Source organism: Aeromonas sp. QDB20 (assembly GCF_027707805.1).
GTDB classification, from domain to species: domain Bacteria; phylum Pseudomonadota; class Gammaproteobacteria; order Enterobacterales; family Aeromonadaceae; genus Aeromonas; species Aeromonas dhakensis.
The window spans coordinates 230,726-257,183 of record NZ_JAPCJC010000006.1; the positions used below are offsets into that span (position 1 = coordinate 230,726).

Annotated in this window: 28 protein-coding genes and 2 tRNA genes; 5 read left to right on the forward strand and 25 right to left on the reverse strand. The window is 60.2% G+C overall.

The features are described 5' to 3' along the window. Positions 1-107 precede the first annotated feature (107 nt). The 8 genes from PG897_RS10210 to rlmE form a co-directional block, all read right to left on the reverse strand. Positions 108-184 (reverse strand) — tRNA-Met (locus PG897_RS10210). A 92-nt stretch (positions 185-276) separates the two neighbouring features. After that, positions 277-361: transfer RNA gene (locus PG897_RS10215), tRNA-Leu, on the reverse strand. Between the two features lie 7 nt (positions 362-368). Next, positions 369-695 (reverse strand): preprotein translocase subunit SecG, encoded by a 327-nt coding sequence (secG, locus tag PG897_RS10220; RefSeq protein WP_010633113.1) that lies wholly within the window; start codon positions 693-695, stop codon positions 369-371. After that, entirely contained in the window at positions 696-1,460 is a 765-nt protein-coding gene (tpiA, locus tag PG897_RS10225) for a triose-phosphate isomerase (protein WP_005298144.1), read from the reverse strand. Between the two features lie 131 nt (positions 1,461-1,591). Next, a complete protein-coding gene (gene glmM / locus PG897_RS10230) occupies positions 1,592-2,926 on the reverse strand; it encodes a phosphoglucosamine mutase (RefSeq protein ID WP_005298142.1) in 1,335 nt (444 codons plus the stop codon). Between the two features lie 17 nt (positions 2,927-2,943). After that, positions 2,944-3,789: a dihydropteroate synthase gene (gene folP / locus PG897_RS10235; RefSeq protein WP_043170258.1), complete on the reverse strand. Its 846-nt coding sequence runs from the start codon at positions 3,787-3,789 to the stop codon at positions 2,944-2,946. A 62-nt stretch (positions 3,790-3,851) separates the two neighbouring features. After that, positions 3,852-5,801 carry an ATP-dependent zinc metalloprotease FtsH gene (ftsH, locus tag PG897_RS10240; RefSeq protein WP_017765155.1) on the reverse strand — a complete coding sequence of 650 codons (1,950 nt, stop codon included), beginning with the start codon at positions 5,799-5,801 and terminating at the stop codon, positions 3,852-3,854. Positions 5,802-5,846: 45 nt separating this feature from the next. Continuing rightward, positions 5,847-6,476 carry a 23S rRNA (uridine(2552)-2'-O)-methyltransferase RlmE gene (rlmE, locus tag PG897_RS10245; RefSeq protein WP_005298136.1) on the reverse strand — a complete coding sequence of 210 codons (630 nt, stop codon included), beginning with the start codon at positions 6,474-6,476 and terminating at the stop codon, positions 5,847-5,849. 97 nt (positions 6,477-6,573) lie between these two features. On the opposite strand from rlmE, the gene yhbY reads away from it, so the two are divergent. Together yhbY and PG897_RS10255 are read left to right on the forward strand one after the other, a co-directional pair. After that, positions 6,574-6,870 carry a ribosome assembly RNA-binding protein YhbY gene (yhbY, locus tag PG897_RS10250; RefSeq protein ID WP_005298134.1) on the forward strand — a complete coding sequence of 99 codons (297 nt, stop codon included), beginning with the start codon at positions 6,574-6,576 and terminating at the stop codon, positions 6,868-6,870. Positions 6,871-6,975: 105 nt separating this feature from the next. Then, the gene (locus tag PG897_RS10255) at positions 6,976-7,569 is read left to right on the forward strand and encodes a hypothetical protein (protein WP_010633109.1); all 594 of its coding nucleotides are present in this window, start codon (positions 6,976-6,978) and stop codon (positions 7,567-7,569) included. Positions 7,570-7,616: 47 nt separating this feature from the next. Here the strand turns inward: PG897_RS10255 and greA are convergent, their stop codons facing one another. The 3 genes from greA to pomA all read right to left on the reverse strand — a co-directional run bounded on the left by greA (position 7,617) and on the right by pomA (position 9,911). Beyond that, entirely contained in the window at positions 7,617-8,093 is a 477-nt protein-coding gene (gene greA, locus PG897_RS10260) for a transcription elongation factor GreA (protein ID WP_005298120.1), read from the reverse strand. A 154-nt stretch (positions 8,094-8,247) separates the two neighbouring features. Continuing rightward, positions 8,248-9,144, reverse strand: coding sequence for a flagellar motor protein MotB (locus PG897_RS10265; RefSeq protein WP_005298118.1), 897 nt, complete (start codon positions 9,142-9,144; stop codon positions 8,248-8,250). Between the two features lie 8 nt (positions 9,145-9,152). Then, positions 9,153-9,911: a flagellar motor protein PomA gene (pomA, locus tag PG897_RS10270; RefSeq protein WP_005298116.1), complete on the reverse strand. Its 759-nt coding sequence runs from the start codon at positions 9,909-9,911 to the stop codon at positions 9,153-9,155. Positions 9,912-10,130: 219 nt separating this feature from the next. Between pomA and xseB the strand changes: the two genes are divergently transcribed. Genes xseB through dxs form a run of 3 tightly spaced genes read left to right on the forward strand, consistent with a single transcriptional unit; the run spans position 10,131 to position 13,160 of the window. Then, positions 10,131-10,382, forward strand: a complete 252-nt coding sequence (gene xseB / locus PG897_RS10275; RefSeq protein WP_016351725.1) for an exodeoxyribonuclease VII small subunit — start codon at positions 10,131-10,133, stop codon at positions 10,380-10,382. After that, positions 10,383-11,273 carry a (2E,6E)-farnesyl diphosphate synthase gene (gene ispA / locus PG897_RS10280; RefSeq protein ID WP_043170260.1) on the forward strand — a complete coding sequence of 297 codons (891 nt, stop codon included), beginning with the start codon at positions 10,383-10,385 and terminating at the stop codon, positions 11,271-11,273. A 21-nt stretch (positions 11,274-11,294) separates the two neighbouring features. Further along, positions 11,295-13,160 carry a 1-deoxy-D-xylulose-5-phosphate synthase gene (gene dxs / locus PG897_RS10285; RefSeq protein ID WP_043170261.1) on the forward strand — a complete coding sequence of 622 codons (1,866 nt, stop codon included), beginning with the start codon at positions 11,295-11,297 and terminating at the stop codon, positions 13,158-13,160. A 78-nt stretch (positions 13,161-13,238) separates the two neighbouring features. Here the strand turns inward: dxs and PG897_RS10290 are convergent, their stop codons facing one another. The 14 genes from PG897_RS10290 to PG897_RS10355 all read right to left on the reverse strand — a co-directional run bounded on the left by PG897_RS10290 (position 13,239) and on the right by PG897_RS10355 (position 26,408). Next, a complete protein-coding gene (locus PG897_RS10290; RefSeq protein ID WP_010633105.1) occupies positions 13,239-14,180 on the reverse strand; it encodes an ABC transporter permease in 942 nt (313 codons plus the stop codon). Between the two features lie 4 nt (positions 14,181-14,184). After that, positions 14,185-15,159 (reverse strand): ABC transporter permease, encoded by a 975-nt coding sequence (locus tag PG897_RS10295; protein WP_010633104.1) that lies wholly within the window; start codon positions 15,157-15,159, stop codon positions 14,185-14,187. A 99-nt stretch (positions 15,160-15,258) separates the two neighbouring features. Next, positions 15,259-16,815 carry an ABC transporter substrate-binding protein gene (locus PG897_RS10300; protein WP_043170263.1) on the reverse strand — a complete coding sequence of 519 codons (1,557 nt, stop codon included), beginning with the start codon at positions 16,813-16,815 and terminating at the stop codon, positions 15,259-15,261. Between the two features lie 59 nt (positions 16,816-16,874). Next, positions 16,875-18,599 carry a dipeptide ABC transporter ATP-binding protein gene (locus PG897_RS10305; RefSeq protein WP_043170265.1) on the reverse strand — a complete coding sequence of 575 codons (1,725 nt, stop codon included), beginning with the start codon at positions 18,597-18,599 and terminating at the stop codon, positions 16,875-16,877. Positions 18,600-19,109: 510 nt separating this feature from the next. Continuing rightward, positions 19,110-19,604: a phosphatidylglycerophosphatase A family protein gene (locus PG897_RS10310; protein ID WP_201881997.1), complete on the reverse strand. Its 495-nt coding sequence runs from the start codon at positions 19,602-19,604 to the stop codon at positions 19,110-19,112. Next, positions 19,601-20,560 carry a thiamine-phosphate kinase gene (gene thiL / locus PG897_RS10315; protein WP_010633101.1) on the reverse strand — a complete coding sequence of 320 codons (960 nt, stop codon included), beginning with the start codon at positions 20,558-20,560 and terminating at the stop codon, positions 19,601-19,603. The genes PG897_RS10310 and thiL overlap by 4 nt, the downstream gene beginning before the upstream one ends. Before the next feature lie 196 nt (positions 20,561-20,756). Continuing rightward, complete coding sequence (gene nusB, locus PG897_RS10320) at positions 20,757-21,170, reverse strand: transcription antitermination factor NusB (RefSeq protein ID WP_005298096.1); 414 nt, start codon at positions 21,168-21,170, stop codon at positions 20,757-20,759. A 14-nt stretch (positions 21,171-21,184) separates the two neighbouring features. After that, the gene (ribH, locus tag PG897_RS10325; RefSeq protein ID WP_005298094.1) at positions 21,185-21,655 is read right to left on the reverse strand and encodes a 6,7-dimethyl-8-ribityllumazine synthase; all 471 of its coding nucleotides are present in this window, start codon (positions 21,653-21,655) and stop codon (positions 21,185-21,187) included. 131 nt (positions 21,656-21,786) lie between these two features. Next, positions 21,787-22,896 (reverse strand): bifunctional 3,4-dihydroxy-2-butanone-4-phosphate synthase/GTP cyclohydrolase II, encoded by a 1,110-nt coding sequence (gene ribBA / locus PG897_RS10330; protein WP_010633099.1) that lies wholly within the window; start codon positions 22,894-22,896, stop codon positions 21,787-21,789. 141 nt (positions 22,897-23,037) lie between these two features. After that, a complete protein-coding gene (locus PG897_RS10335; RefSeq protein WP_017783741.1) occupies positions 23,038-23,691 on the reverse strand; it encodes a riboflavin synthase in 654 nt (217 codons plus the stop codon). Positions 23,692-23,745: 54 nt separating this feature from the next. Next, entirely contained in the window at positions 23,746-24,855 is a 1,110-nt protein-coding gene (gene ribD, locus PG897_RS10340; RefSeq protein ID WP_201885151.1) for a bifunctional diaminohydroxyphosphoribosylaminopyrimidine deaminase/5-amino-6-(5-phosphoribosylamino)uracil reductase RibD, read from the reverse strand. Between the two features lie 96 nt (positions 24,856-24,951). Beyond that, the gene (gene nrdR / locus PG897_RS10345; RefSeq protein ID WP_005298086.1) at positions 24,952-25,401 is read right to left on the reverse strand and encodes a transcriptional regulator NrdR; all 450 of its coding nucleotides are present in this window, start codon (positions 25,399-25,401) and stop codon (positions 24,952-24,954) included. Between the two features lie 122 nt (positions 25,402-25,523). Next, on the reverse strand, positions 25,524-25,856 hold the full coding sequence (locus PG897_RS10350; RefSeq protein WP_042049653.1) for an NIPSNAP family protein: 333 nt from the start codon (positions 25,854-25,856) through the stop codon (positions 25,524-25,526). Between the two features lie 78 nt (positions 25,857-25,934). Then, positions 25,935-26,408 carry a hypothetical protein gene (locus PG897_RS10355; protein WP_042049652.1) on the reverse strand — a complete coding sequence of 158 codons (474 nt, stop codon included), beginning with the start codon at positions 26,406-26,408 and terminating at the stop codon, positions 25,935-25,937. Between the last annotated feature and the right edge of the window lie 50 nt (positions 26,409-26,458).

The window sequence follows — 26,458 nt, forward strand, 5'->3', positions numbered from 1 at the left end:
AAATTGCACATAACAAAAAGCCCCGATGTCAAATCGGGGCTTGGCGCTTTACCCTGATTGTCGCCTCGCAGCGACCGCCTTCCTGAGCGTAGGAAATGCGTGAAATTTGGTTGCGGGGGCCGGATTTGAACCGACGACCTTCGGGTTATGAGCCCGACGAGCTACCATGCTGCTCCACCCCGCGTCCGAAATCGTGCGAGATTATAGCCACTTCACTCTCGTCACACAAGACTGACTGGCTATAACACACCTGGTCACCCAGGCTTACTGCTTAATTGGTGCCGTGGGCGGGACTCGAACCCGCACACCCTAGAGCACTACCCCCTCAAGATAGCGTGTCTACCAATTCCACCACCACGGCAAAACTCTTACTCGGGAACGTCAGTGTCTTTCTTTACTGGCGCTTTGCTCTGCTCAACCTGTTGGGTCTGTTGCAGATTTTCCCATTCACTACCCTGTTTGACCTTGTTGCTGGACATAGAGCCAAGCACCAGGCTAATCAAAAAGAACAGAGTAGCCAAAATCGCTGTTGTTCGGGTCAGGAAACTGCCTGAACCACCGGAGCCGAATACGGTATTCGATGCCCCTGCGCCGAAGGAGGCGCCCATGTCAGCCCCTTTACCTTGCTGAATCATCACCAGACCAATCAGAGCCAGTGATACCAGCAGATAAACGACCAAAAGAATCTCGTACATTTAACTTGCACCCTTTGCCGCTTCAACAATTCCTAAAAACGTCTGGTCATCGAGACTTGCTCCACCAATCAGGCCGCCGTCAACGTCGGGCTGGGCAAACAACTCTCTCGCATTGGCCGGTGTCACGCTCCCACCATAGATGATTCTGACTTTCTCACCTATGACCGGAGTATCCTCCGCCAAGCGACCACGTATAAAGGAATGAACCTCTTGTGCCTGCTCGGGTGTGGCGCATTTACCTGTACCTACAGCCCAAATCGGCTCGTAGGCGATGATAGCATTATCGAAAGCCATCGCGCCATTTTTCTCTATGACGATATCCAGCTCTTCGGCAATCACCTCGAAGGTTCTTCTTGCCTGCCTTGCCGCACCCGACTCGCCCAAACAGAGGATTGGAACAAGTCCTGCCGACCTGGCTGCCGCAAACTTCTCTGCGACGATAAAACTGGTCTCACCAAAGAGACGCCTGCGCTCGGAGTGCCCTACCAATACGTAGCGACACCCTGCCTCGACCAGCATCTGACACGAGACTTCACCCGTGTAAGCGCCCTGTCTGTGCTGGCTCACATTCTGAGCCCCCAACTTCATCACCCTCTGCTCACCGAGCAGAGCGGCCGTGAAGTCGAGATGCACATGGGATGGACACAAGACCACGTCTACCTGCTCACCAATACCTTTCAGGCATTGACCGGCAAACTGCTCTAACTGCGACCTACTACCGTGTAACTTCCAGTTGGCTGCTACAAACGGCTTGCGATGTCCCATCGGCAACTCCCTTGCGAAAGCGGGGCTGATAATATCCAGAGGATTGTCAGCTGACAAGCGCTATTTTTAAATTTTTGAATCGTTTGAACAAGATACAACCAGGGCGGCTAAAAAGCCGCCCCATTTGTTCATTAAAACGCCGATTCAACCTGTTGTGCAATGCGTTGTGCCATATCGCGCACCTGTTGCTCGTGCTCCCCCTCCACCATCACGCGGATCAGGGGTTCAGTGCCGGACTTGCGCAGCAGCACACGGCCACGACCGGCCAGCTCCTGTTCCACCCTGGCCACTTCCTGCTGTACGGCGTCAGCCGCCAGCGGATCCTTGCCTTCGGCAAAGCGCACGTTGACCAGCACCTGCGGGAACTTGTTCATGCCGGAGCGCAGCTTGGCCAGCGGCATCTCCGCGGTACAGATGGCGGTCAGCACCTGCAGAGCGGCGACGATGCCATCCCCGGTGGTGGTCTGATCCAGGCAGATGATGTGACCGGAGTTCTCGCCACCGATGCGCCAGCCTTTCTCGTTCATCATCTCCAGCACATAGCGGTCACCCACTTTGGCGCGGGCGAACGGAATGCCCAGGGTCTGCAACGCCAGCTCCAGCCCCATGTTGGCCATCAGGGTGCCGACAACGCCACCCTTGAGGCGACCGTTACGCAGAGCATCGCGGGCGATGATGTAGAGGATCTCGTCACCGTCGATGATATAGCCGGTGTGATCCACCATCACCAGGCGATCGCCATCGCCGTCGAAGGCAACGCCGAGATCAGCCTTGCACTCCAGCACCTTGGCGGCCAGTGCCTCCGGGGCGGTCGAACCGACACCGTCATTGATGTTGAGACCATCCGGGCTGCAGCCGATGGCGATCACCTCGGCCCCCAGCTCGCGGAAAACGGAAGGCGCGATGTGATAGGTGGCACCATGGCCGCAATCCACCACCATCTTCAGCCCTTCCAGACTCAGGTTGGAGGGGAAGGTGCTCTTGCAGAATTCGATGTAACGACCGGCGGCATCGTCGATGCGCAGCGCCTTGCCAAGCTCGGCGGACTCCACGCACTTCAGTTCGTGATCCAGCTCGGCTTCGATGGCCAGCTCGACCTCGTCAGGCAGCTTGGTGCCATCAGCGGAGAAAAACTTGATGCCGTTGTCGTAATAGGGGTTGTGGGAAGCACTGATGACGATGCCTGCCTCGGCACGGAAGGTGCGGGTCAGGTAGGCAACGGCCGGGGTGGGCATGGGGCCCATCAGAATGGCCTTGAGACCGGCGGCGGAAAGACCCGCTTCCAGCGCCGACTCCAGCATGTAGCCGGAGATGCGGGTATCCTTGCCGATCAGCACCTTGCGGGTACCCTTCTTGGAGAGCACCTTGCCCGCGGCCCAGCCCAGTTTCATTACGAAATCGGGAGTGATCGGGTATTCACCCACCTTGCCGCGTACACCGTCGGTGCCAAAATACTTTCTTGCCATTGTCTGTTCTCGTTTTTTTATTTGGATATGAAATCTTGTCCCGTCATGACCATCCAGCCGGTGCGCAGAGCATCCATGGTCGCTCGCACGTCGTGCACCCGGATGATCCGGGCACCACGCTGCATCCCGACAAGGGCACAGGCCAGGCTGCCGGCCAGCCGTTCATCAACCGGGCGACCGAGCAGGTTGCCTATCATAGACTTTCGCGACATCCCGACCAAGAGCGGAAGCTGGTAATCGAGCAATGACTCCTGCTGTGCCAGCAGCTGATAGTTGTGCGCAAGGGTCTTGCCAAAACCGTAGCCAGGGTCCAGCAGCAGCTGTTCACGAGCGATGCCGGCCGTCAAACAGGCGGCGATCCGCTCGTCAAAGAAGGCTCTCACCTCCCCCAACAGATCATCGTAATGGGGCTCGGCCTGCATGGTTCTCGGTTGCCCCTGCATGTGCATCAGACACACGGGGACGTCGGCAGCGGCCGCCGCAGCCAGCGCCCCAGGTTCGAGCAGGGCTCGTACATCGTTGATAAGATGGGCCCCCGCCGCGCAGCCCTCCCGCATGACCGTTGCCTTGGATGTGTCGAGGGAGATCATCACGTCGAGCTCACGCACCATGTGCTCCACCACGGGAAGGACCCTGTCCAGCTCTTCCTGCTCGCTCACGTCGGGCGCGCCGGGACGGGTCGACTCGCCACCGATGTCGATGAGGGTTGCCCCTTCCGCCACCATCTGGCGCGCATGGGTCATCGCACGCTCCAGCTGGTTGAAATGGCCGCCGTCGGAGAAGGAGTCCGGCGTCACGTTGAGGATCCCCATGACGTGGGGACGTTCGAGGGAGAGGCTGAGCCCCTTGCTGATTAGCTGCATCTTCACTTCCATGGACATAAAGAAAAACCCCGGGGCCAGCCCGGGGTTTGTATCATCACGACTTATTTGGCAGGCAGGTCGTTGGCCTTGTCGATATCGACATCGGCAACCTGTTCCGCCTCGGTCACGGTCGGCTTGGGCTCGGGTGCCACAGTCGCACCACCCTGCGGGGTATCGCCGTGCTCGTCATGCCAGTTGCTGGGAGCACGCACTTCGCGACGAGCCATCAGATCATCGATCTGCTTGGCATCGATGGTTTCGTACTTCATCAGCGCATCTTTCATGCTGTGCAGCACGTCCATGTTATCCAGCAGGATCTGCTTGGCACGGTCGTAGTTGCGGTCGATCACCTGCTTGACCTCGGCATCGATAATGCGGGCGGTGTCATCGGACATGTGCTTGGCCTTGGCCATGCTGCGGCCGAGGAACACCTCACCATCTTCTTCCGCGTAGAGCATGGGGCCGAGACGCTCAGACATGCCCCACTGGGTCACCATCTTGCGGGCGATGTCGGTGGCACGCTCGATGTCGTTGGATGCACCGGTCGATACCTTCTCGGCACCGTAGATCAGCTCTTCCGCCAGACGGCCACCGTACAGGCTGGAGATCATGGACTCCAGATGCTGCTTGGAGTGGCTCCAGCGATCCTGCTCCGGCAGGTACATGGTCACACCCAGCGCACGGCCGCGCGGAATGATGGAGACCTTGTAGACAGGGTCATGATCCGGTACCACACGACCAATGATGGCGTGACCCGCTTCATGATAAGCCGTCATCTCCTTCTCGGACTCTTTCATCACCATGGAGCGACGTTCTGCGCCCATCATGATCTTGTCCTTCGCCTTCTCGAACTCGGCCATGGACACCACACGGCGGCTCTCGCGCGCAGAGAACAGAGCGGCTTCGTTGACCAGGTTGGCCAGATCGGCACCGGAGAAACCAGGAGTACCGCGGGCAATCAGCGCCGGGTTGACGTCATCCGCCAGCGGCACCTTGCGCATATGCACCTTGAGGATCTGCTCGCGGCCACGCACATCCGGCAGACCGACCACGACCTGACGGTCGAAACGGCCCGGACGCAGCAGTGCCGGATCCAGTACGTCAGGACGGTTGGTAGCGGCGATGACGATGATGCCTTCATTGCCCTCAAAGCCATCCATCTCGACCAGCATCTGGTTCAAAGTCTGCTCGCGTTCATCGTGACCACCGCCCAGACCGGCGCCACGCTGGCGACCGACGGCGTCAATCTCATCGATGAAGATGATGCAGGGGGAGGATTTCTTGGCCTGCTCGAACATGTCGCGTACCCGGGAGGCACCCACACCCACGAACATCTCGACGAAATCGGAACCCGAAATGGTGAAGAAAGGCACCTTGGCCTCACCCGCAATGGCCTTGGCCAGCAGGGTCTTACCGGTACCGGGAGGACCTACCAGCAGTACGCCGGTCGGGATCTTGCCGCCCAGTTTCTGGAATTTGCTCGGGTCGCGCAGATAGTCGACCAGCTCCTTGACCTCTTCCTTGGCCTCATCGCAACCGGCTACGTCGGCGAAAGTGGTCTTGATCTGATCTTCACTCATCAGGCGAGCCTTGCTCTTGCCAAACGACATGGCACCTTTGCCACCGCCGCCCTGCATCTGACGCATGAAGAAGACCCAGACACCGATCAGCAACAGCATCGGGAACCAGGAGATAAAGATGGAGGTGATCAGAGACGGCTCTTCCGGCTTCTCGCCCATCACTTTGACATTGTGATTGAGCATGTCGTTGAGCAGCTGGGGATCCGGCGCTGGGATGATGGTGGTGAAGCGTTCACCGGTGCGCTTGACGCCATTAATGACCTTGCCATCCATCCGTACTTCACGGATCTGCTCTTGGGTCACTTCTTTAACGAAGCTGGAATAGTCCAGCTGGCGACTGGTGGTATCGCTGGGGCTGAAGCTATTGAACACCGACATCAACACGACGGCGATGACCAGCCACAGGATTAGGTTTTTCGCCATGTCACTCAAATCAGTAACCTCGCAGACTGACAGTTAACGATGAAGGTTAGGGTACTACAGTTTAAAACCGGTAGCCACAATGTAGACTTCTCGTGAACGGGCACGAGACGAGTCTGGTTTACGAATCTTGACAGCAGAGAAAAGCTTACGGATTTCATTGAGATAGATGTCAAACCCCTCCCCCTGGAATACCTTGACCACGAAACTGCCGTTGGAACGCAGGACCTGATTGCACATGTCCAGCGCCAGTTCGACCAGATACATGGAACGGGCCTGATCCACCTGCTGGGTACCGCTCATGTTGGGTGCCATGTCGGACATGACGACGTCAACCTTGTCCGGACCGACCCGCTCAAGCAGGGCTCCCAGTACAGTTTCCTCCCGAAAGTCTCCCTGCAGGAAATCGACACCGGCGATGGAATCCATCGGCAGAATATCGCAGGCGATCACCCGGCCCTTGTCACCGACCTGATCGATGGCAAACTGGGACCATCCACCGGGGGCCGCCCCCAGGTCCACCACCGTCATGCCGGGCTTGAGCAGTTTGTCCTTACCCTGGATCTCGTCGATCTTGAACACGGCACGGGAACGCAGCCCCAACTTCTGGGCTTTCTTGACGTATTGATCGTCAAAATGCTCTTTTAACCAGCGGGTTGAACTGGGGGAATGTTTTTTCTGGGTCATGATTGTCGACTTTAAAAAACCACAAGGGTTATTAGTATTAAGGGCTAAGTGGGGGTAGAATACGCCCCTTTCAACCCTGACTTATGAAGAAATTGCCATGATTCTCAACAATAAACAGAAACAGTACCTCAAGGGCCTTGCCCACAGTCTGAAGCCGGTCGTCCTGCTGGGACAACACGGTCTGACCGAAGGTGTGCTGGCCGAGATCGATCTGGCGCTCAACCACCACGAGCTGATCAAGGTTAAGGTTGCGTCTGAAGATCGTGAGATGAAACAGCTGGTTATGGATGCCATCGTCCGTGAAACCGGCGCGGTGAAAGTACAGAGCATCGGCCACGTGCTGACCATCTACCGTCAGGCCAACGAGCCGAAAATCCAACTGCCCCGCAAGTAACAGGAAAGAGCATCGCTCTTTCCTCTCATTTTCTCTCTTCCCAAGTCGCTTGCCAAAGTAGTCGCCAGGCCCTTAACCTGCGATGAATACTCGTGGAAACCCGCTATGGATCACCATCAGATTCTCACCGAAGATGAACTGGCCATGCTACGGGACTTGGGAAACGATCAGGAGACGGCCGCCGGACAACCCCTGAGCGGTTATCTCGCCACTCCCCTGCTTGGCCTGTTGCAACGCGCCGACCAGCTGGTGCTGGAAGCCCGCTTCGCCGGACACCAGCTCCGTTTCCCACTGCGTTTCACTCAGGGCGATGACGGCTTCGTCGAACCACGCATCGCCGCCCCCGTCATCAAGGAGCTGGGTTACCCCCATCCGCGCACCTGGCGGCTGGATGAACAGGCCCGTTTCCAGATGGGAGAAGAGGACTACCTGGTGCACAGCCTGTCGCTGGACGGGCTGGTGGTGGAAGGCTTGCCGGCCGAGCTGGCCATGGATACCACGCTGGCAGGCACCCTGCTGATCGAAGGTCTCCCTCCTCTGCCCCTCAGCGCAGAGCCGGTCAGGCGGATCCACCGTCGCAACGGCATACAGGGCTGGGCACTGCACTTCCAGATGGCCAGAGAGGATCTTGAACAACTGCGCGGCTGGATGTTTCAGCGCCATCAGGACGCCTTCACCCAGGCTTATCAACCCCGCTGAATACAAACAGGGGAGCCGGGCTCCCCTGTTGCTGCCTGAACGCTACCTCAGAGGTAGGCGACTTCCAGGATCTCGTACTCCACGTCGCCGGACGGTGTCTTGACGATGGCGACATCGTCCACTTCCTTGCCGATCAGGGCGCGGGCTATGGGCGAATTCACGGAGATCATGTTCTGCTTGATGTCCGCCTCATCGTCACCCACGATGCGGTAGACCACCTCTTCTTCCGTCTCGCTCTTGAGCAGCGTCACGGTCGCCCCGAAGATGATACGACCATTGTTGGTCATCTTGGTGACGTCGATCACCTGGGCGTTGGAGAGCTTGCTCTCAATTTCCTGGATACGGCCTTCACAGAAGCCTTGCTGCTCGCGGGCAGCATGATATTCGGCGTTTTCTTTCAGATCACCATGTTCACGGGCATCTGCAATCGCTTCGATAATCTGCGGACGAAGCTCGGTCTTGAGATATTCGAGCTCTTCACGCAGCTTTTCAGCGCCGCGAACAGTCATCGGAGTATGATTCATAGTCGAAACCTGGGTTGCTTGAAAAGAGAAGCTGCGGCTATCAGAGAGAGCCGCAGCTGTCGGTTCGGATGAGGCATCTTAATATGAAGCCGGCACAAAATCCATGTCGGTCCCTGCGAGGCAGATCGCGCTTTGGCATCACAATTGTCTGTGACTATTTCTGCTCCTGGGCGCTGATCGGCGCAGATACCGTCGGTTTGCCCTGCATGATGGAGATCTCCACCCGCCGGTTCATGCGCCGGTTTTCCGGTGTCGTGTTGGGCACCAGCGGCTGAGTATCCGCCATGCCCTGCACCACCAGCCGGCTGCCATCAAAACCGGGCACCTTGATCATCTGGTGAGCCACCGCCACCGCCCGCTGGGAGGAGAGTTCCCAGTTGGACTGGAACAGCTCATCCTCAGTGGCCACGTTGTCGGTATGACCGGAGATGGTTATCTCGCCGGGGACATCCTTGAGCAAGGCGGCAACCTTGCGCACCACCGGCCAGAACTGGGGCTGCAGGAAGGCGGAACCCGCCGGGAAGGCGGCTTTCTCGCGGATCCGGATGATGATCTGCTGGCCCAGCGCCTCAATCTCGATCGCCCCATCCTGGATCTGCGCCTTCATCTGATCCGCCAGCGCCTTGGCCAGCGCATTGGACTGCTCCTGCTGCTGTTTCTGCGCCTCCTGCTGGGTATCGCCCCCCACCAGCTTGTCTTCGCTCTTGTCATGACCGCCAGCCTTGTCGGCGTCACCGGGCTGGAATTCCAGCTCGGTCTGGGTCATGTCGATAGTCTGCTGCATGATGGTATCGATGGGTGTTGGTTCCGGGCGACCCGGTCTGAACTCCTGGGCAATGACGGAGGTTCCCTTGGGGATGTCCTTCACCTCGAGAATGTTCTGCACCCCGAACGCCTTCTCCATGGAGCCGGCAATCTGCTTGAACTTCTGCACATCCATCTCGGCAAACGAGAGCAGCAGCACGAAGAAGCACATCAAGAGCGACATCAGATCGGCGAAAGTCCCCATGTAACCGGGCAGCCCGGGGGGTGGACATTTGCAATCAGACATACATCCCCCTATTCATCGCCATTGTTGCGTTTCGACTGGTTGAGGTAGTTCTGCAACATGGACTGGATCACCCGCGGGTTCTGGCCATCCTGGATGCCCATGATGGCGTCCAGCACCAGGCAGCGACTCAGCTTCTCCTCACCGCTGCGCAGCTCCAGCTTGTCGGCGATGGGGATGGCAAGCATGTTGGCCTCAATGGCACCGTACAGGGTGGTGAGCAAGGCTACCGCCATGGCCGGGCCGATGGATTTGGGATCGCTCATGTTGGCCAGCATGGCCACCAGCCCGACCAGGGTACCTATCATCCCCATGGCCGGCCCCAGATCCCCCAGCGACCGAAACACCTTGATGGCGATGACATGGCGCTCGGCGGTGAGCTCTATGTCTTTTTCCATCACGGCACGGATGACGTCGGCGTCGTGACCGTCCACCAGCATGTCGATGCCCTTTTTCATGAAGGGGTTGGGCACCTCGGCCGCTTCCAGCGCCAGAAAACCGCCCTTGCGGGCCGCATCGGCCAGCTCGACTGCCTTGACGATCAGATCGTCGAGCTTGTCTCCCTTGTACATGAATGCCTTGCCGGCCACCTTGAACGCCATCAGGAACTGGCCGATGTTGAACTTCATCATGGCGATAAAGATGGAGCCTAACACCGTGATGCAGATTGAAGGAACGTCAATGTACATCCCCACAGGGCCACCCAGCAGCATGCCATAGATGACCACCCCAAATCCCAGCACTATGCCAATCAGACTACCTAGATCCACATCCCTACTCCTGTCAGCTGAAATTTGTTGTATCTGTAGTTTGTTGAATTTTCTGCTATTGGCTCACCAGCGGCAAGGGCCGCTACCATTTTCCCCTTTGGAAGATGGCTTATTATCGGCCACTTTTCCGAGAGTTTAAGCCGACAGCATTTTTCTGCCTCCCCCCTGCCCGCCGTCGATGTTAAGATAAGCCGTTTTTTTCAATCCCCGAGGATGGACATGGCCAGTAAAAAAATCGACCGCCTGAGTTTTGATGCCACTCTGGAAGAGCTGGAAACCATAGTTCATCAACTGGAACAGGGCTCCCTGCCGCTGGAAGAGGCCCTCAAGCAGTTCGAACAGGGCATTCACCTGGTGCGCGCCGGCCAGCAGAAGCTGGAGCAGGCTGAGCAGAAGATCCAGATCCTGCTGACTCAGGCCGATGGCAGCGAGCAGGCAGTTCCCTTCCAGCCAGAGCAAGGAGAGGAGTGAGTGACGCTGGACGATTTTTCCCGCCTGCACCGGCAACGTATTGACGACCGTCTCTCTGCACAACTTGAATCCTTGCCGCCCATGGCCCCCCGCCTGCGCGATGCCATGCGCTATGGCCTGCTGCTGGGCGGCAAACGGGTGCGCCCCTTTCTGGTCTACGCCGTCGGCGAGATGCTGGGCGTCAAGAGCGAGCTGCTGGACGGCCCCGCCGCCGCGGTGGAGTGCATCCACGCCTACTCCCTGCTGCACGACGATCTGCCCGCCATGGATGACGACGATCTGCGTCGCGGTCAGCCGACGGTACACAAGGCATTTGATGAAGGCACCGCCATTTTGGCCGGTGACGCCCTGCAGACCCTGGCCTTCGCCATTCTGGCTGATCACCCGATGCCGGACTCGCTGCTGGGCAACCGGGTGCGAATGCTGAGCCGGCTGGCCCGCGCCTCCGGCTATCTCGGCATGTGCGGTGGCCAGGCGCTGGACCTGCAAGCGGAAGGGCGCCAGATCACCCTGGCCGAGCTGGAACAGGTACACCGCCACAAGACCGGAGCCCTCATCGAGTGCGCCGTGGCGCTTGGCGCCCTGTGCAAGGCCGACGTGGATGAAACCACCCTGAGCGCGCTGCAAAGCTATGCCGCCGCCATCGGTCTCGCCTTCCAGGTGCAGGATGACATCCTCGACATCACGGGCGATACCGCCACCCTCGGCAAGCGGCAAGGTTCCGATCTGGCGCTGGAAAAGAGTACCTATCCGGCACTGCTTGGGCTCGACAATGCCCGTGAGCTGGCTCGCGAACTGCATGGTAAAGCCTTAACAGCCTTGCAATCTTTGCCCTACAATACCGACATTCTGGAAGCGTTTGCCGATTACATCATCGAGCGAACCCACTAAACGCTGGATAACAGTAACAATATGAGCGTTGATATAAGCAATTTCCCCAACCTGGCCCTCGCGGATACGCCGGTCGAGTTGCGATCCCTGCCCTTCGAGCGACTGCCCGTGCTGTGCAACGAACTGCGTGAATATCTGCTGCGTTCGGTGAGTCGCTCCAGTGGCCATCTTGCCTCCGGGCTCGGCACCGTCGAACTGACGGTGGCGCTGCACTACGTCTATAACACCCCGTTCGATCGGCTGGTGTGGGACGTGGGCCACCAGGCTTATCCCCACAAGATCCTGACCGGTCGCCGCGATCGGATGCAGAGCATCCGCCAGAAAGACGGTCTGCACCCCTTCCCTTGGCGCGGCGAGAGCGAATATGACGTGCTCTCCGTCGGTCACTCCAGCACCTCCATCGGTGCGGCGCTCGGCATGGCCGTAGCGGCCGAGAGCGAAGGGCTGGGGCGCAAGGTGGTGGCGGTGATCGGCGATGGCGCCATCACCGCCGGCATGGCGTTCGAGGCACTCAATCACGCCGGCGATGTCCACAAGGACATGCTGGTGGTGCTCAACGACAACGAGATGTCCATCTCCGAAAATGTCGGGGCACTGAACAACCACCTGGCCCGCATCATGTCCGGCAAGCTCTACACCACCATCCGCGAGGGTGGCAAGAAGGTGCTGGCCGGCCTGCCGCCGGTCAAGGAGCTGGCCAAGCGGGCCGAGGAGCACCTCAAGGGAATGGTGGTGCCCGGCACCCTGTTCGAGGAGTTCGGCTTCAACTACATAGGTCCCATCGACGGCCACGATATCAATGCCTTGGTCGAGACCCTGCGCAACATGCGCAACCTCAAGGGGCCGCAGCTGCTGCACGTCAAGACCAAGAAGGGCAAGGGCTATGAGCCTGCCGAGAAGGACCCCATCGGTTATCACGGCGTGCCCAAGTTCAATCCGGACGAGTGCACCCTGCCCAAGGCGAGCGGCGGCAAGCCGAGCTTCTCCGCCATCTTCGGCCAGTGGCTGTGCGACATGGCGGCCAAGGATGAGCGGCTGGTCGGCATCACCCCGGCCATGCGCGAAGGCTCCGGCCTGGTGAAGTTCAGCCAGCAGTATCCGGATCGCTACTTCGACGTGGCCATCGCCGAGCAGCATGCGGTCACCTTCGCTGCCGGTCTCGCCATCGCCGACCAGAAGCCGGTGGTCGCCATCTACTCGAGCTTCCTGCAGCGCGCCTACGACCAGCTGATCCACGATGTGGCGCTGCAAGAGCTGCCGGTACTGTTCGCCATCGACCGGGCCGGTCTGGTGGGAGCCGACGGCCCGACCCATCAGGGGGCGTTCGATATCAGCTTCCTGCGCACCGTGCCCAACATGATGATCATGACCCCGTCCGACGAGAACGAGTGCCGTCAGATGCTCTACACCGGCTACCAGTGCAACGGGCCGGCGGCGGTACGCTACCCCCGCGGCAGCGGCACCGGCGTCCAGGTGGAGAGCGAAATGCAGGCGCTGGCGCTCGGCAAGGGGCGGATTGTGCGTCAGGGCAAGGGCACCGCCATCCTGGCGTTCGGCACCCTGCTGCAACAGGCCAAAGCGGCTGCCGAGGCGCTCGACGCCACCCTGGTGGACATGCGTTTCGTCAAGCCGATGGACGAGGCGCTGGTGCTCTCCCTGGCCGCGACCCACGATCAGTTCGTCACCCTCGAGGACAACGCCATCATGGGTGGCGCGGGCTCTGCGGTGAACGAGCTGCTGATGCGCAGCAAACAGTGCAAGCCGGTGCTCAACCTCGGCCTGCCGGATCGCTTCGTGGAGCAGGGTACCCAGGAGGAGATCTACGCTCTGCTGGGGCTCGATGGCGCCGGCATCCAGCGCAGCATCGAGCAGTGGCTGCAGGCTTGATCCCTCAGCACACATAGCAAAAGGGCGCCGTTATGGCGCCCTTTTCGTTTGTCTGTCTCGTTTGTTTATCTGTGACCATCAGCCCTTGTAGAGCTTGGGATTGAACACATCCCGCAGCCAGTCACCCAACAGGTTGATGACCAGCACCAGCACCACCAGGCAGATGCCCGGGAAGGCGGTGATCCACCAGGAGCCGGAGAAGATGTAGTTGAAGCCCACGCTGATGAGCGAGCCCAGCGACGGCTGATCAACCGGCATCCCCAACCCCAGGAAGGAGAGAGCCGCCTCACTCATGATGGCGTTGGCCACCTGCACCGTGGAGATGACCAGGATCGGCGACAGGCAGTTGGGCAGAATGTGGCGGAACATGATGCGCGGGGCACGAAAGCCCATCACCTTGGCCGCTTCCACATACTCCTTTTTCTTCTCCGCCAGCACCGAGGCGCGCACGGTACGGGCGTACTGCGGCCACTCGGCGATGCCGATGATCACCACCAGCATCAGGATGGCGAACTTAGAGTAGAACTCGGAACCAAACGTCGCCTGGAAGATGGCAGAGATGATGATCGCCACCATCATGGTGGAAAACGACAGCTGCACATCGGCAAAGCGCATCAGCAGGCTGTCGATGCGGCCACCGAAGTAGCCGGCCAGCAGGCCGATGACGATGCCGAGCACCAGCTGCAGCCCCACCGCGAACAGACCTATGGTGAGCGAGATGCGGGCGCCATAGAGGATGGTGCTCCAGATGTCGCGACCCTGGTTGTCGGTACCGAGCCAGAAACGCTCCTCACCCCCTGCCAGCCAGGAGGGCGGCAGTTCGGCATCCATCAGATCGAAGCTGGTCTGGTCATAGACGTTGTACGGGGCGAGCCAAGGCGCCAGCATGGCGGCCAGCACGAATACCACGAACACCGCAAAGCTGAACATGGCTACCTTGTCCCGCAGGAAGTAGTAGACGATGTCGGAATTTTTGAATCGAGCCCAACGGCTTGGGCTTGCAGTTACTGCATTGCTCATGTGCTTACCCCTTAGCGGTCAAGTTGACGGTCGGGTTGATCAACCCGTAGAGCAGGTCGACCAGGGTATTGGTCACCACGAAAATGAGCCCGACGAAGATGACGTAGGCGGTGATGAGGGGCGTATCGACCCGGTGGATCGCCTCGAGGAACAAAAAGCCGGTCCCCGGCCACTGGAACACGCTCTCGGTCAGTATGGTGTAGGCCACCATGGTACCGATCTGCACGCCGCCAACGGTAATGACCGGCAGCATGGTGTTCTTCAGGGCGTGCTGATAGTAGACCTTGTTGTTGTCCAGCCCCTTGGCGCGGGCGAACTTGACGTACTCGGAGGAGAGCTGCTCCAGCATCTCGGAGCGCACCAGCCGGATGAACAGCGGCAGCATGATGGAGGAGAGCGCTACGCAGGGCAGGATCAAATGCTTGATGCCGTCCCAGGTGAAGAAGCCCGACTCCCAGCCCAGCAGATTGTAGGTCTCGCCGCGGCCATAGGCCGGCAGCCAGCCCAGCTGGATGGAGAAGAGGTACATCAGCATGATGGCGGTCAGGAACACCGGGATCGAGATGCCGATGCTGCTCCCCGCCATGATGATCTTGGTCGGTATGCTGTGCGGGCGGATCGCCGAGTAGACCCCAAGCGGAATGGAGACCACCACGATGATGAGCGCAGCGCCAAACACCAGCTCAAGAGTAGCCACCAGCTTGTCGAGGATGACCTCGAGGGCTGGTCGCTTGAAGAAGTAGGAAGTACCCAGATCCCCGTGTACCGCGTTCTTCAAGAAGCGGCTGTATTTGACGAGGAAAGGATCGTTGAGGCCCATCTTCTCGCGCAATTCGTGGCGCTGGGCTTCGGAGACGGATTGTCCCACCAGCTCGCGCAGCGGATCCCCCAGATTGTCCTGGATGGAGAAGGCGACCAGGCTGATGACGAACATCACTATCACGGCCTGATAGAACCGTTTCAGCAGGAATGTAAACATGCTTGTCCTTCTACGTGGCCTGTGTCATGGCACAGGCTTCTGTTAGCAGGCGGGGTGGCCGGCTGACCACCCCGCCCCGTCCTTCCTTGCGACTTGCGCTTACTTGCCGACCACCAGGTCACCCAGGTAAGGGAAGTTCATTACGTTGACCACCGGCTTGATGTCGGCGTTCTTCTTGGCGCCGTAGGCCAGATCTTCCCAGTGCAGCGGCACGTAGGCGGCGTCGTCGATCAGCATGGCTTCGACCTTCTTCAGCATCTCGGCGCGCTTGGCCGGGGCGGTCTCGGCGTTGGCCTGCTCGACCAGCTTGTCAGCCTCGGCGTTGGCATAGCCGGCACAGTTGTACTGGCCCATGCCGGTCTTGGCATCCTTGGTGAAGGTCAGGAACTCGAAGAAGTTCGCGGTATCTTCGGTGTCGGAGTGCCAGCCGATCAGCTGCATGTCCGCGGCGCACTTGTCAAACTCCGGCCAGTACTGGGCCACTGGCATGGTCTTCAGATCCACCTTGATGTTGATCTTGGCCAGCATGGCGGAGACGGCCTGGGCAATCTTGACGTCGTTGACGTAGCGGGCAGCCGGGGAGATGAAGCTCATCTTGAAGCCCTTCTCGTAGCCGGCTTCCTTCATCAGCTCCTTGGCCTTGGCCAGGTCATACTGGGGCTTGAGCGCCTCGTTGTGACCGGCATAGCCTTTCGGGCTCAGCTGGCCGGCGGGGGTGCCAAAGCCCTTGTTGATCTTCTCGACGATACCAACCTGGTTGATGGCGTAGTTGATCGCCTGACGCACGCGCTTGTCTTTCAGCGCCGGGTTGGTGTTCTGGTTCAGCTCGATGATGATGGCGCGGGTACCGGACAGGGTCACCAGCTGGGTGTCCTTGCCATTCTTCACGCGTTCCAGATCGTTCGGCGCAACCGGGTAGATCATGTCCACGTCGCCACCCAGCAGGGCCGCCACGCGGGTGGCGTCTTCCTTGATGGGGACCACGGTCAGGTTGTCAACGTTGCCCTTGGAGGCCTTGTCCCAGTAGTTGGCGTTGCGCACGTACTCCAGCTTCACGCCCTGCTCGCGGAATTTGACGCTGAACGGGCCGGTACCGGAGACGTGGGTGGAGGCGTAGGAGTCGCCGTTCTTGACGATCTCGCCCTTGTCCTTGCCCGCCTCTGTCTTGCCGGTATAGAACTTGGAGTCCATCGGGAAGATGTAGGTCACGGTCTGCAGCACCAGCGGGAACGGCTTGGCGGTGACGAGATCCACTGTGTACTCATCGACCTTCTTCACTTCGGCGATGGGGTCGAAGATGGCCTTGAAGTCGACGGAGGACTTCAGACGGTTGACGGTCCACACCACGTCGTCGGCGGTGAAGTCGTTGCCGGAGTGGAACTTGACGCCCTTGCGCAGGAAGAAGCGGACGGTCTTGTCGTCAATGCGCTCATACTTCTCGGCCAGGCGCGGCTCGAACTGCAGGTCCTGGGTGTAACGCATCAGGGGGTCGAACACCAGGTGGGACATCTCCAGGGTCTGACCGGAGAGCTGCTCCTGCGGGTCCAGCGAGGTGGCGTCAGAGGCGACACCGACCTTGATGTCGACAGCGGAGACGTTAAAGGCGAAACCAGCGGCAAACAGCGCCAGTGCAATCTTGGACAATCCTTTTTTCATTGTTTTCTCCATGCTTTTGGTTTTTTTATTGACATAGATACCGGCGAGCCGGTGCTTTCCTAGCTTGCGATTTCCAGCCCCTCGCGGGACATTCCCTTGAACTCCGGCATGAGGGAGATCAGCTTGCGGCTGTACTCATGCTCGGCATTGGTAAACAGTTTCTCGGTCTCGGCCACCTCCACCAGGTGACCATGCTGCATCACCCCGATGCGATCACACATCTGGCGGATGACCGGCAGATCGTGGCTGATGAACAGCATGGTGAGGCCAAGCTCCTGCTGCAGATCCTTGAGCAGGTTCAGGATCTGGGCCTGCACCGACACATCCAGCGCCGAGGTGGGCTCGTCGCAGATGAGGAAACGGGGCCGGGTCGCCAGGGCCCGGGCGATGGAGATGCGCTGACGCTGGCCACCGGAAAACTCGTGGGGGTACTTGACCCCGGCGCCGCGGCCGAGGCCAACGTGATCCAGCAGATCCCCCACGATGCCGGCGATCTGGCTCTCGCTGCTCGCCAGCTTGTGGAAGCGGATCGGCTCGGCAATGATGTCGCGCACCTTCATGCGCGGGTTCATCGACGAATAAGGGTTCTGGAACACCATCTGCATCTGGCGACGCAGCGGGCGACGCTCATGCTCACCCTTGAGGGCGGTGAGATCGATCCCCTCGAAGAAGATCTTGCCGGTATCGGGCGGATAGAGGCCGGTGATGGCGCGGGCGATGGTCGACTTGCCGGAGCCAGACTCCCCCACCAGGCCGAAGGTCTCACCCTCGAAGATCTCGAAGCTGATATTGTTGCAGGCCCGTACATACTGGCGACGGCTCGGGAAGAAGGAGTCCTTGGTGACGAACTTCAGATCCACGTTCTCCACCCGCAACAGCGCCCCTTCATAGGCGCGTTCGTCCTGGCTCTGACCGAGCCAGTGGGTCTTGAGATCGATGCTGGTATCCGCCGCACCGGCATCCTCGATATAGGAGACCAGCGGGAAGCGCACCAGCTTCACATCCGAGCGGGGCACCGCCGAGATGAGGCTGCGGGTGTAAGGGTGGTTGGGGCGACCCAGCACCTGTTCGGTGGTGCCGAACTCCACCAGATCGCCGCGATACATGACCGCCACCTTGTCGGTGACGTTGGAGACCACGCCCATGTCGTGGGTCACCAGCATGCAGCCCACCTGCCGCTCCTTGCAGAGGGTGCGGATGAGCTGGAGGATCTGATCCTGGATGGAGACGTCCAGCGCCGTGGTCGGCTCGTCGGCGATGATGAGCTCAGGATCACCGGAGAGGGCGATGGCAATCACCACCCGCTGGCGCATGCCACCGGAGAACTGGTGCGGATACTGCTTGATGCGCAGCTCCGGGCTCGGGATCCCGACCGCCTTCATCAGCTCGAGCGCCTTGGCAAAGGCCGCGTCACGTGACAAGTCGGTGTTGGCGAGGATGGTTTCAACCAGCTGATGTTCGACGGTGAACAGCGGGTTGAGGGAGGTCATGGGATCCTGAAAGATGAAACCGATGCGCGAGCCGCGAATGGCCCGCATCTCGTTCTGGCTCTTGCCGGAGATGAGCTCGCCATTGAGGTAGATATCGCCACGGGCGATGCGACCCGGCGGGCTCAGGAGATCGATGACGGCGTTGCCGATGGTGGACTTGCCGGCGCCGGATTCACCCACGACACCGACTATCTCCCCTTTTTCGATGGAGAAAGAGAGATCCTTCACTGCGGCCAGTACCCCGTAGCGGGAGGGATACTCGATCCGCAAGTTTTTCACTTCGAGCAAGGACATGGTTACCTCTGCGGGGGACATCCGTCCCAAATAATTCGTCCGTAAATCGGCCGCAGATGCCGGTCGTGCCTTGGCGTGATCGTGAGTGTTTGATATGACGACTAAACGCTCAATCCATGAGACAACGAAACCAGCGATCCGGGCGGGTTTTTTGCATTTTTTTGGAATAACCCGCGAGTAACTTAGACGGTTTGACGGCGAGTGTAAATGATCGGGTTATACAATTTCGCAATACTTTGCTCAGTTAGCAGCCAGCACAGCAGTCATAAATGATGACTACAATCACATATCCAGACTTAATGACCACATAAATGACGTTTTAGTGCTTTTACTTTCAACAAGGGTGTAACAGGCGGGAATATTCACTATTGACACAATAGTCTCAAGCCTCGAATGAGTAGTGAATATTTATGTGAAATGATTTTTTAACGGCAGCATATGCCGATGAATGAAAACTAAACAGAGATAAATAGGGGAATGCCAGCGCTGCATTCCCCCTCGTAATCCCCGTCACCCCAGCCAGTATGCCAGCGATTGCATACAAAACAGGGCGAACAGGGCGGCGATGAGATCGTCGAGCATGATGCCGAAGCCACCGTGGATGCGGCGATCAAACCAGGAGATGGGCCAGGGCTTGAGCACGTCGAACAGGCGAAACAGCACGAAGCCGGCCAGGACCCACTCCCAGCCGGCCGGCGCCGCTATCATGGTGACGCCAAAGCCGATTACCTCGTCCCAGACGATGGCGCCGTGATCCGGCATGCCGATGGCATCGGTGGCGCTCTGACAGATGCGGATACCGACCAGGAACCCGACTACCAGCAAGGCGATGAACCAGAAGGTCGGCAAGTCGCTCACCAGCAGATAGAGGGGGATGGCGGCCAGCGTCCCCATGGTGCCGGGCGCCTTGGGCGAGAGGCCGGAGCCAAAGCCCACCGCCAGGAAGTGGAGCGGGTTCCTGAGGTTCAGCCGCTTCAGCTCGGGCTTTATCATGAACCAGCTCATGCGAAATGATCCCACCCTTTCAGCGTCAGCTCGACCGGCTGCTCGCCGTGCAGATAGTCGATGCCGGGCTCACCGGCCAGGATCCGGCCGATGCGGGTGAACTTGACGCCGCAGTTGGCCAGCGCCGTGTCCAGCGCGCCGCGATGCTCCTCCGGCACGGTGAAACAGAGCTCGTAGTCATCGCCACCGGCCAGCGCCAGCTGCCAGGCATCCTGCTCGCTCACCGCATCCTGCAGCACGGGTGAGAGCGGCAGCAGACCGAGATCGATCTGGGCCCGCACGCCGGACGCCTTGAGCACGTGGCCGAGATCCGAGGCCAGGCCGTCGGAGAGATCCAGCGCGCTGCTGGCCAGTCCGCGCAGAGCCTGGCCTGCCAGAATGCGGGGATGGGGGTGGTCGAGGCGCGGCAGCACGGCCGCCAGCTGGTTCTCGTTGAGGGTGCGCTTGGCCAGCAGGTGGGAGAGCGCCAGCGCGGCATCGCCCAGAGTGCCAGTCACATAGACACCGTCACCGGCCTTGGCACCGCTGCGCAGCAGGGCACGGCCGGCCGGCACCGAGCCCTTGACCGATACCGTGATGGAGAGCGGGCCGCGGGTCATGTCCCCGCCCACCAGCGCCACATTGTAGTATTCGGCAAGCTCGAGGAAACCTTCCGCAAAACCGGCCACCCAGGCTTCGTTGACGGTGGGCAGGGTCAGCGCCAGCGATACCCAGCGCGGCTCGGCGCCCATGGCGGCCAGATCGGAGAGATTGACCGCCAGCGCCTTGTAGCCGAGATCGACCGGATCCATGTCGGGAAAGAAGTGTACGCCGCTCACCAGGGTATCCGTGCTCACCGCCAGCTGGGTGTCGGGGGGCAGGGTCAGCAGGGCGCAGTCGTCTCCAGGGCCCATCACCACGTCCTTGCGGGCGTGGGGGACCTTGAAGTACTTATCAATCAGCTCAAATTCACCCATACAGTAAAAAGCCAGCGATTAAGCTGGCTCCTCTATTAGATGCTGTTGCGGCTCTTGCTGCGAGACCGTGCTCAAGGCTGGTCGCTGCCGGGCTCTTCATGTATTGCCATACACGCCGGCCTGGCGCTGCGCTTCACCTTGCTGACGACGGCTCGCGACAGAGCATCGATCAGCATGGAATGCTGATGAACAGGGATCAGCGCTTGTCCAGCGACTTGATCACCTTGTCCAGTACGCCGTTGACAAACTTGTGGCTGTCATCGGCGGCGAAGGCTTTAGCCAGCTCGATCGCTTCGTTGATCACCACGCGCGGCGGAACATCATCACGACGGGTCAGCTCATAGGTCGCCAGACGCAGGATCGCCTTGTCCACCATGTCCACTTCTTCCAGCGGACGGGAGAGGAAAGGTGCGAAGACCTTGTCCAGCTCGTTGCAGTGGAGGGCTACCCCGAACAGCAGATCGCGGAAGTAGTTCAGATCCACACCCTTGGTGTCCTGATCGATCTTGAACTGCTCTTCGATGTCGCCCACGTTGGCCTTGGTCATCTGCCACTGGTAGATGGCCTGGGTGGCGCAATGGCGGGCCTTGCGGCGCTCAGACGGTTTCAATGCATTTCTCCTCGTTACACGTCCAGTTCTTTCAGGACGTTGATCATTTCGAGCGCTGCCAGTGCAGCCTCTGCACCCTTGTTACCCGCCTTGGTACCTGCACGCTCGATGGCTTGTTCAATGTTTTCAGTGGTCAGTACGCCGAAGGCAACCGGAATTTCATATTCCATCATTACCTGGGCCATGCCCTTGCTGTTCTCGTTGGCGACCAGATCGAAGTGGTAGGTGCCGCCACGGATGACGGTGCCGACTGCCACGATGGCGTCATAGTTGCCGCTCTTGGCCAGTTTCTTGATGACCAGCGGCATTTCAACCGCGCCCGGCACTTTCACCAGGGTCAGGTTGCTGTCCTGTACCTGGCCTTGACGCTTCAGTACGTCCAGTGCACCACTCACCAGGCTGTCGTTGATGAAACTGTTGAAACGAGCAACGACAATCGCAACGCGCGCTTCAGGAGCGGCGATATTTCCTTCGATAACCTTCATTGGAAATCCTGTATCTGTGAAAGCAAAAGGGCCGGAGTCAAAAGTGCGCACATTCTAGCACAACAGACCCACGACAAAAAACCATGGCCGCAACGGGCGGCCATGATGATGATTTCAGCCGTATGCGGCGCTTACTCGCCGACGTACTCCACCACTTCCAGGCCGAAGCCGCCGAGGGCGTGATACTTCTTCGGCGAGCTCAGCAGGCGCATCTTGCCCACCCCCAGCGCCTTGAGGATCTGGGAGCCGACGCCGACCCGGCGCGAGGTTCCCTGCCACTTGGCCCCTTCCGGCGCCAACCCCTTGTCGGCGGCCTCAAAGCCCTTGACCCGTGCCAGCAGCTCGGCGCCGTGGGCTTCCGCCCCCAGGATCACCAGCACCCCGCCCTCGTCGGCGATGCGGGCCATGGATTTGGGCAGCGGCCAGCTGCGGGCGGCGTGGCGGTCGGTCTGCAGCAGATCGCTCAGCACGTCGTGCAGATGGACCCGCACCAGGGTTGGCTGGTCGGCACTCACCTCGCCTTTTTTGAGGGCGAAGTGCACCTGGTTGTCGATGGTGTCGCGGAAGGTGATGAGGTCGAACTCGCCATATTCGGTGGGCAGCTTGCACTCGGCCACCTTCTCGACTGTGGTCTCATGCTGGTTGCGGTACTCGATGAGATCCGCAATGGTGCCAAGCTTGATGCCGTGCTGCTCGGCGAAGATCTCGAGATCAGGGCGGCGCGCCATGGTGCCATCCTCGTTCAAGATCTCGACGATGACGGAGGCGGCCTCGTAACCGGCCAGCCGGGCCAGGTCACAACCCGCCTCGGTGTGGCCGGCGCGAGTCAGCACGCCGCCATCCTGGGCCATCAGCGGGAAAATGTGGCCGGGTTGCACCAGATCGGAAGCCTTGGCATCGGGCGCCACTGCCGCCTGCACGGTGACGGCCCGGTCGGCGGCGGAGATGCCGGTGGTTACCCCTTCGGCCGCTTCGATGGTCACGGTGAAGGCGGTCGAGAACTGGGCGTTGTTGCGGTCGACCATCAGCGGCAGCGCCAGCTGCTTGCAGCGATCCCGGGTCAGGGTCAGACAGATGAGCCCCCGGCCGTAACGGGCCATGAAGTTGATATCTTCCGGGCGGACACAGGAGGCGGCCATGATGAGGTCCCCTTCGTTCTCCCTGTCTTCGTCATCCATCAGGATCACCATCTTGCCAGCCTTGATATCGGCAATGATTTCCTGGGTCGTGCTCAGCGCCATGGGCTACTCCATCAACATGCTTCGGGGATTGAGCCAGTCGGCTCGACGTGATACTGCCTATTGTGCTCTAGATGGGGCACGCGGGGCCCCATTTCAATCGGAGCGGGATCACAGAAAAGCGTTTTTCCCGCCGAGGATCCATCACAGGAAACCGGAGCGGGCCAGCTTCTCCAGGGTCAGGGTGGAGGCACTGCTCTCCTGGCGCTGACCCGTCATCAGCCGCTCCAGATAGCGGGCTATCTGATCCACCTCGAGATTGACGCTCCTGCCCGGCTTCCAGCCGGCTATGGTGGTCTCCTGGGCGGTGTGGGGCACGATGGTCAGCCGGAACAGATCCCCCTGCACGGCGTTGACGGTGAGACTGATGCCATCCACCGCGATGGAGCCCTTCTCGGCGATGTAGCGGGAGAGCTCCGTCGGCGCCTTGATCCAGTACTCGATGGCACGGCCACTGCTGGAGACGCTCTTGACCTCCCCCACCCCGTCCACGTGGCCGGAGACCAGGTGACCGCCGAGGCGGGAGGTGGGCATCAGCGCCTTCTCGAGGTTGACCCGATCGCCCACCTTAGCGGCAGAAAAACCGGTGCGAGAAAGGGTTTCCAGCGACACGTCGGCGGTATAACGCTTGTCGCCCAGGGCAATCACGGTAAGACAGACACCATTGGTGGCGATGGAGTCGCCCAGCTTGACATCGCTGAAATCCAGGGTGGGCGCGTGCACGGTGAGGGCCATGTCTTCGCCCTGGCGACGCAGCTCGGCCAGGGTTCCCACCGCTTCGATAATTCCGGTAAACATGCAGATCACCTTGCTGATGACGGGGGCGGCAATGCCCCCTTTAATATTGATAAATCAGGCTATTTTGGCGGTAATACGAATATCCTGGCCAACCATGCGCACATCCTTGATGTTGAGCTTGGGAGCCTGGAACAGCCGGGTGAGCCCGGGCAGATGGAACAGGCCGCGCCCCTCATCCCCCATCAGTTTGGGCGCCTGATAGAGCACCAGATCGTCCACCAGCCCCTTCTCCAGCAGGGCGCCGCACAGGCGTGGCCCCGCCTCCACCAGTACCGAGTTGAGGTTCTGTTTGGCCAGCAGCATGAACAGGCTGACCAGATCCAGCTTGCCATCCAGCAGCGGCACCTCCAGCTGCTGCACCCAGGCTGGCCAGTCGCCGTCCGCCTTGTGGCGGGCCAGCAGCACCGGGCTCTCGCTCTGGAACAGAGGCAGATCCGGGGTCAGCCGGTTTTGCGAGTCGACGATGACCCGCAGCGGCTGGCGCAGGGTCTCTTTGGGATAGGCGGCCTTGACCGAGGGGGGCAGCTCGTCCCAGCGCACGGTCAGGGAGGCGTTGTCCGCCAGCACGGTTTCGGCGCTGGAGAGCACCGCATCGTGGCGGGCCCGCAGTCGCTGCACGTCGCGGCGCGCCTCCGGGGAGGTGATCCACTGGCTCTCGCCGCTCGCCATGGCGGTGCGACCATCCAGGCTGGCACCGAGCTTGACCGTCACCTGCGGGAAGGCGGTACGCATCCGCTTGAAAAAGCCCGGGTTGAGCGCCTCGGCCTCGGCAGCCAGCAGACCGAAATCGGTCTTGATGCCCGCCTCGGAGAGCATGCGCAGGCCGCGCCCCCCTACCTGAGGGTTGGGGTCCACCATGGCGGCCACCACCCGGCTCACGCCGGCCTTGATCAGCGCCTCGGCACAGGGTGGGGTGCGACCATGATGAGAGCAGGGCTCCAGGGTCACGTAGGCGGTGGCGCCGCGGGCCTCTTCACCGGCCGCGTGCAGGGCATAGACCTCGGCATGGGGCTCGCCGGCCCGCTGATGCCAGCCCTCTCCCACCACCACGCCAGCCTTCACCAGCACGGCACCGACACAGGGGTTGGGCGCCGTGGTGTAACGGCCGCGGCGGGCCAGTTCGAGGGCCCGGCTCATCCATTGGTAATCGTCTTGACTAAACATCTGGGCTCCTCTGACAGCACATCCAGGCTTACGCAATATCGTAGGTTCGATTAGCGCAGCGTAATCGAACGCGGCAACCTGGTTTGGAAGAAAGACTCACTTCTCCAGCTTGGCGATCTCTTCACCAAACTCACGAATGTCTTCAAAGCTGCGATAGACGGAGGCAAAGCGGATATAGGCCACCTTGTCGAGCCCCTTGAGCTCGTCCATCACCAGGTTGCCCACCAGCTCGGAGGCCACTTCGCGCTCACCGGTGGCCCGCAGGCGGGATTTGATGTGGTTGACCGCCTTCTCGATGGCCTCCATGCTCACCGGCCGCTTCTCCAGTGCCCGCAGGATGCCGGCACGCAGCTTGTCTTCGTTGAAAGGCTCGCGCGAGCCGTTGGACTTGATGACGCGGGGCATGACCAGCTCGGCCATCTCGAAGGTCGTGAAGCGCTCGTGGCAGAGCAGGCATTCGCGACGGCGGCGTACCTGATGGCCTTCGGCCACCAGACGGGAATCGATCACCTTGGTATCTACCGCACTACAGAAAGGGCAATGCATCGGACCTCCGGCGTTGACGGAAAAGGGCGCCGACCACCGGGGCCGGCTCTAGGCCGGCCAGTGTAGCACGGCCATCCGGAACCGGTAAAAGCCCGTGAAAACAAGGGAAGTGACAGATGCCATCAGCAACCACGAAGTGCATCAATGGCGACATCAGGCAGCCAGAGCACTGTATTGGTGTCGCTCTCTATCAGCTCGACGATGGCTTCTCTCGGACCTTTTCTCCATGCATCCGTGGCATAGAATGCCGCCTGTGAACGGTTCAGATCGTCAAGATCATCGTAAGCCCGCATCAAAAAATAGACGTCCGGATGGTGCAAGGAAGGGCCATGGTTCACCACATCCATTCCCCACTCGCGGTGCAGCGGCAAACTCTGCTCTGCAACCAACCTATGAAACTCTGCCCGACTACCGGCCTTGAGCCGGTAGTTTCGGATCTCCAGCACTCTCTTCATTGAGCTATCTCCTGCCATCCGTTTCTTGAACATCAGAGCTGTTTTAGGCGCCCATCCCAGTCATCCATTCGACCGGGCTCAGTCATCATAAGGCAGGGTATCGGGGTCACAATCCTGATAGTCGGGCGCCGGATCCACGGCAAAGCGGCGCGCCTCGATGTGGCTGTGGCCCAGCATCAATGCCTTGCCCACCCGGTGCATGCCGTCCATCACCCGACCTGCGCTGTCCAGCAGGATGGGATAGGCGAGATCGGCCGCCATCATGAGCTGGCAATGCTCCACCACGCTGCGCACCGTGGGGCTGGCGGCGCCATGGCCGTACCAGTGCAGCTGGTCGAGCTCGGCAATCTCACCGAGTGCCACCGCCTGCACCGGCAGATCGCGGCTCAACCACACCAGCCGGCGCACGTCCCAGGCCAGCAGCCCCTGTTCGCTGGCGCGAAAATGGTACTGGGCACGGATCGCCTGCCTGAGCGCTGCCGACGCCAAGTCCCTCTCAGCGTTGCCCCCGCTCCCTGTGCCCTGCAACTGCTCTTTGCTGTGCTGACTCATAGCCCCTCTCATGTTGCCAGACGCCACAAAAAACAATGCCACCCGAGGGT

What these genes read in the sequence shown, in the direction of transcription:
- secG (WP_010633113.1), bottom strand. Translation starts at nt 695, where the DNA reads ATGTACGAGATTCTTTTGGTCGTTTATCTGCTGGTATCACTGGCTCTG.
- tpiA (WP_005298144.1), bottom strand. Translation starts at nt 1,460, where the DNA reads ATGGGACATCGCAAGCCGTTTGTAGCAGCCAACTGGAAGTTACACGGT.
- glmM (WP_005298142.1), bottom strand. Translation starts at nt 2,926, where the DNA reads ATGGCAAGAAAGTATTTTGGCACCGACGGTGTACGCGGCAAGGTGGGT.
- folP (WP_043170258.1), bottom strand. Translation starts at nt 3,789, where the DNA reads ATGCAGCTAATCAGCAAGGGGCTCAGCCTCTCCCTCGAACGTCCCCAC.
- rlmE (WP_005298136.1), bottom strand. Translation starts at nt 6,476, where the DNA reads ATGACCCAGAAAAAACATTCCCCCAGTTCAACCCGCTGGTTAAAAGAG.
- yhbY (WP_005298134.1), top strand. Translation starts at nt 6,574, where the DNA reads ATGATTCTCAACAATAAACAGAAACAGTACCTCAAGGGCCTTGCCCAC.
- PG897_RS10255 (WP_010633109.1), top strand. Translation starts at nt 6,976, where the DNA reads ATGGATCACCATCAGATTCTCACCGAAGATGAACTGGCCATGCTACGG.
- greA (WP_005298120.1), bottom strand. Translation starts at nt 8,093, where the DNA reads ATGAATCATACTCCGATGACTGTTCGCGGCGCTGAAAAGCTGCGTGAA.
- PG897_RS10265 (WP_005298118.1), bottom strand. Translation starts at nt 9,144, where the DNA reads ATGTCTGATTGCAAATGTCCACCCCCCGGGCTGCCCGGTTACATGGGG.
- xseB (WP_016351725.1), top strand. Translation starts at nt 10,131, where the DNA reads ATGGCCAGTAAAAAAATCGACCGCCTGAGTTTTGATGCCACTCTGGAA.
- dxs (WP_043170261.1), top strand. Translation starts at nt 11,295, where the DNA reads ATGAGCGTTGATATAAGCAATTTCCCCAACCTGGCCCTCGCGGATACG.
- PG897_RS10290 (WP_010633105.1), bottom strand. Translation starts at nt 14,180, where the DNA reads ATGAGCAATGCAGTAACTGCAAGCCCAAGCCGTTGGGCTCGATTCAAA.
- PG897_RS10295 (WP_010633104.1), bottom strand. Translation starts at nt 15,159, where the DNA reads ATGTTTACATTCCTGCTGAAACGGTTCTATCAGGCCGTGATAGTGATG.
- PG897_RS10300 (WP_043170263.1), bottom strand. Translation starts at nt 16,815, where the DNA reads ATGAAAAAAGGATTGTCCAAGATTGCACTGGCGCTGTTTGCCGCTGGT.
- PG897_RS10305 (WP_043170265.1), bottom strand. Translation starts at nt 18,599, where the DNA reads ATGTCCTTGCTCGAAGTGAAAAACTTGCGGATCGAGTATCCCTCCCGC.
- PG897_RS10310 (WP_201881997.1), bottom strand. Translation starts at nt 19,604, where the DNA reads ATGAGCTGGTTCATGATAAAGCCCGAGCTGAAGCGGCTGAACCTCAGG.
- thiL (WP_010633101.1), bottom strand. Translation starts at nt 20,560, where the DNA reads ATGGGTGAATTTGAGCTGATTGATAAGTACTTCAAGGTCCCCCACGCC.
- ribH (WP_005298094.1), bottom strand. Translation starts at nt 21,655, where the DNA reads ATGAAGGTTATCGAAGGAAATATCGCCGCTCCTGAAGCGCGCGTTGCG.
- ribBA (WP_010633099.1), bottom strand. Translation starts at nt 22,896, where the DNA reads ATGGCGCTGAGCACGACCCAGGAAATCATTGCCGATATCAAGGCTGGC.
- PG897_RS10335 (WP_017783741.1), bottom strand. Translation starts at nt 23,691, where the DNA reads ATGTTTACCGGAATTATCGAAGCGGTGGGAACCCTGGCCGAGCTGCGT.
- ribD (WP_201885151.1), bottom strand. Translation starts at nt 24,855, where the DNA reads ATGTTTAGTCAAGACGATTACCAATGGATGAGCCGGGCCCTCGAACTG.
- nrdR (WP_005298086.1), bottom strand. Translation starts at nt 25,401, where the DNA reads ATGCATTGCCCTTTCTGTAGTGCGGTAGATACCAAGGTGATCGATTCC.
- PG897_RS10350 (WP_042049653.1), bottom strand. Translation starts at nt 25,856, where the DNA reads ATGAAGAGAGTGCTGGAGATCCGAAACTACCGGCTCAAGGCCGGTAGT.
- PG897_RS10355 (WP_042049652.1), bottom strand. Translation starts at nt 26,408, where the DNA reads ATGAGTCAGCACAGCAAAGAGCAGTTGCAGGGCACAGGGAGCGGGGGC.